This is a genomic window from uncultured Bifidobacterium sp. (assembly GCF_959020145.1).
Taxonomy (GTDB): domain Bacteria; phylum Actinomycetota; class Actinomycetes; order Actinomycetales; family Bifidobacteriaceae; genus Bifidobacterium.
On sequence record NZ_CAUEQY010000068.1, the window covers coordinates 1 to 4,365 of the forward strand.

Consider the following 4,365-nt stretch of genomic DNA (forward strand, 5'->3'; position numbering starts at 1 on the left):
GTTGAATGGTGAACCCGTTGAGTACGATGGTGCACGGCAATATAACTTGAGATAGCGAGGACTTGAGACTCATGCCACGTATGTTCGGAACAGACGGTGTTCGAGGATTGGCGAATAGGGCTTTGACCGCACAGCTTGCGTTGGATTTGGGCGATGCTGCGGTGCGCGTGCTTGGCGATGATGGAGACAAAAGCGAATTCGACGGTCGTCGCCGTGCACTGGTCGGCCGCGATACCCGCGTTTCCGGCGATTTTCTTGCAGCGGCACTGTCCGCAGGCATGTCCGCAGGTGGATTCGACGTGATCGACGCGGGCATTATTCCAACTCCGGGTGTCGCATACCTGACTTCCGTGCTGAACGTGGAAATGGGTGCCGTGATTTCCGCATCCCATAACCCCATGCCCGACAACGGCATCAAATTCTTCGCACGCGGCGGATTCAAACTGCCTGACACCAAAGAAGACGAAATCGAAAACGTGCTCGGCCAGGATTGGGAACGCCCGACCGGTGCAGGCGTGGGACGTATCAGCCACGACACGGCAACCGCAACCAACCTGTATATCGACCATCTGGTATCCACCATCGCCCCCATCGGGCCTGACAAGTCCCAGCCGACACCGTTGAAAGGCTTGAAAGTCGTGGCTGACTGCGCCAACGGCGCCACCTCCGTGGTCGCGCCGGAAGCGTTGCGCCGCGCAGGAGCCGACGTGATCGTGATCAACGCTTCGCCAGACGGCTACAACATCAACAAGAACGCCGGATCCACACACCCCGAACAGCTGCAGGCCATGGTCAAAGCCTCCGGAGCCGACTTGGGCGTGGCATTCGACGGTGACGCCGACCGTTGCCTTGCCGTAGACGGCGAAGGCAATATGGTCAACGGCGATCAGATCATGGGCATTCTTGCACGTGCCAAGAAAAACGCGGGCAAACTCAACCACGACACCCTCGTGGTAACCGTGATGAGCAACCTCGGCCTGAAGCTCGCCCTGCGTTCCATGGGCATCAAAACCGTGCAAACCGGCGTGGGCGACCGTTACGTGCTTGAGGAAATGCTGCGCGGCGACTATTCGCTCGGCGGCGAACAGTCCGGCCACGTGATCAACCGCGAATTCGCCACCACCGGCGACGGTACACTCACCGCACTGACCTTGTGCAACGAAGTGGTCAACTCCGGCAAGAGTCTCAAAGAACTCGCATCCGACTTCCCGCAACTGCCGCAAACCCTCATCAACGTGCCAAACGTCGACAAGCTCGCAGCCAAAACCAACGCCAAAGTGCAGGCGGCCGTCGAACGCGAAGAGAAAATGCTCGGCGACACCGGCCGCGTGCTCTTGCGTCCCTCCGGCACCGAACCGCTCGTGCGCGTCATGGCTGAAGCGGAAACCCAGCAGCAGGCCGACGAGGTCTGCGACCGTCTCGCCAAAGTCGTGGCCGAAGAACTCGCCTTGTAATCACACCGCCGATACACAGTATTTGGCAATCCAAAATCCCGAACCAATCCGCGAAGGAACCCCATGTTTGGACGTAACTCGAAAGTCAACCTCGAGCTCAACCGCGAGGTCGAAAAACTCATCAAAACCGGCGGCAAGGAACAGCTGCTTCCCATCGTGCAGGCAGGTGAACCGGTACTGCGCCAGCAGACCGCAGCCTACGAAGGCCAACTGAGCCGCAAGACACTTGACAAGCTCATCGAAACCATGCGCGTCACCATGATCGAAGCGCCGGGCGTAGGTCTCGCCGCAACCCAGATCGGCCTCGGACTGGCGCTTGCCGTGGTGGAAGACCATGTGCGCGACGACGATGACGATGACCCGCGCGAAGCGTCCGAATTCCCATTCCACGTCATCATCAACCCCAGCTATGAGCCGATCGGCACCGAAACCCGCAGCTTCTACGAAGGCTGCCTGAGCTTCGACGGCTATCAGGCGGTACGCAAGCGCTGGCTCGACATCACCGCCCGCTGGCAGGATGAAGATGGCAAACAGCATGAGGAACATCTGCACGGCTGGCCGGCCCGCATCTTCCAGCACGAAACCGACCATCTGAGCGGCGAACTGTATATCGACAAGGCGGAAATCCGCAGCCTCGCCACCAACGAGAATCTTGAGGATTTCTGGTGCGACGATCCGGTTCCCACCGAAGCCGCCGCCGAACTCGGATTCGAACTGTAAACCAGGAGCGCACGCCGCAAATCGCTGCGGAATCCGATTGTCACGGAATCCTATCGTTGCGCAATCCGCGGAATATCCTGCAGGGGGAGAGGCCCACAGGCCTCTCCCTTTTTGTCATACCGTCATTTTTTCGTCATACCACCATGCGCATAACCAGTGCAACGCGCGCACGCATCACACTCCCCACGGCAGACGCACGTATGAGCGTAACCATGTTTGCATTTCGCAGCATTATCGACAATATCGGCGTTCGCGTTGCGATGGAATGATTTCGTACGCGACGTCGTGCTCCGTCTGCAACGCGCATGATCGTATCCTGACGACGAATGCTTGGTGAACATAATCGTTTTTCGTAGCATTGTTCTTTCTCTTACCGAAAATCAACGAAATAAAACGAACCCAAGATAACCTTTCGAATCTCAAAAAAACTTAAGATTGCGCTATCCGAGAAGCATCATGGTTTTTTGTACGCGCCGACGTGTACTGCGCCCCCTCTCGGCTACCATGCAAAGTATGAACGAAGCAAAGACGGGCCGTTCCTGGCTTACCGAAGCCAAACAAGACATCAGCCAATGGTCGGCATCGATGCCGAAAAACGCCGACAATGAGCGCATCGACTGGCATTGGGTCATGTCTCTCGACTTGGAACACGGCATCGGAGCCGCCAAAAGCCAAGGCATCGACCTGATCGCCGTTCTGAATGCCGCGGATACCACGTTTTCGTCGACCTCGGAGAAAACGGATTCCATGCAGGATTCGGTACTATCCGTCCAACAGTTGCATAATCTGCTGAAAAAGGATTTAGCGGTCCGTGACCGGCTCGAATCCATCATCGCGCAATGCAATACCACCTTCATGACGGATTTCGACCGTCTGATCGCTTCATACCGTTTGCCTCGCGCGCTCGCCTATGCGAACCGTAGGTTGTGCGACGAAATTGCCGTGTTGCGGCGCATTGGTGTTGCGATGGGATTGTGGACGATTGCCGAAGAGCGGCGGGAGCGGGTGATAGTGCCCGTGCTGCAGTCTGTTGCCGGAGCGGAAAGCCTCGTGAATCTTAACGATATTCAGGATCGTACCGCGCAGATCGTCAATGGCCGTGCCGAACGTCGTGCCGCGGAACGTGAGCAGAAGCGTGCCAGCGATTACGCCATGTCACGCGCGAATTTGAGCGGGGTGACGAGTCCGGGAGGCTCGAAGGTGTTCGACTATGGTTCCCTCGGATCCGCTGGCGGTTCCGCTGACTCGGCGGAAGCCGCGCAGGACCGACGTTTGGCGGATTACAAAAAGTCGGATTGGCGTGACGCCTACCTTCCCGGCCGTGACGTCGACACGGTGATGGGCATTGATATCGAAACTACGGGTACGGATCCGGCTCGCGTGTACATCATCGATGCCGGATTCGAATTCATGAACATGATCTCGCCTCGTCCTGCCGGCGAGCCCGCGGGCTACCGCTACGAACAGGATTATTACGAGACCGGCGATGCATATGGCCAGGCACGTCTTTCCTTCGGTGTTCCCGCGCAGAATGCGCTGCTTGGCAATCCTCTGATTCTCGACCTTACCGGTATTGACGTGCGCGGTCGCGCCAGCGCGGACTTTTGTCTGTTCGACGAATGGCCCGAAGCTCAGATCGGATTGCTGCAACGACTCGAACAGCAGCCATATGTTGCGCATAACGCCCGGTTCGAGCATAGCTTTTTCATGCTGAACGTCGCCGGATATGCGGAAAGCTATCGTGCCGGCAATATCACGATCATCGACACATTGCCGATGAGCCGTCGTTGGGATGAGGGGTCGATTCCCGATGATGAGCATCCGCACGGCAACAATACGTTGGATGCGTATGCCAAACGTCAGGGCGCGTTGGATGCATCCAAAAGCGAACGACATCTTGGCTTGGAAGATACGCACATCATGCTGGTCGCCATGAAGCATCATCTGGGTGTGCTGCATGCCGAGGGGCGCGGGCCGTGGGGCGCCGGTGGCAGGCCCGGCAATGGTGGCAAGCGCTGTGGCAAGCGCTGGTAGACGGAGTCGCTCGCAGGTTGTGTGGCAAGGCGTAAGTTGGTCGGACGAATTGACGTTGCTGGATGTGTGTCAGGCGTAGTCGTGTTGTGTCTGTTCCCGCTGGATGTTTTGCCCGCTGTTTGTCTTGTACCTTTCTGTCATTCGTTCGTCTCGTGTG

The 4,365-nt window shown here is 57.6% G+C and carries 3 protein-coding genes; all 3 read left to right on the forward strand.

Going from position 1 to position 4,365, the window contains the following annotated elements:
- Positions 1-71: 71 nt before the first annotated feature.
- The 3 genes from glmM (at position 72) to Q5H33_RS08160 (ending at position 4,208) form a co-directional block, all read left to right on the forward strand.
- Positions 72-1,454, forward strand: a complete 1,383-nt coding sequence (gene glmM, locus Q5H33_RS08150) for a phosphoglucosamine mutase (RefSeq protein ID WP_022245606.1) — start codon at positions 72-74, stop codon at positions 1,452-1,454.
- Positions 1,455-1,517: 63 nt separating this feature from the next.
- Positions 1,518-2,174, forward strand: a complete 657-nt coding sequence (locus Q5H33_RS08155) for a peptide deformylase (RefSeq protein WP_117612301.1) — start codon at positions 1,518-1,520, stop codon at positions 2,172-2,174.
- Positions 2,175-2,678: 504 nt separating this feature from the next.
- Entirely contained in the window at positions 2,679-4,208 is a 1,530-nt protein-coding gene (locus Q5H33_RS08160; protein WP_302423957.1) for a DNA polymerase III subunit epsilon, read from the forward strand.
- The last annotated feature ends 157 nt before the right edge of the window (positions 4,209-4,365 follow it).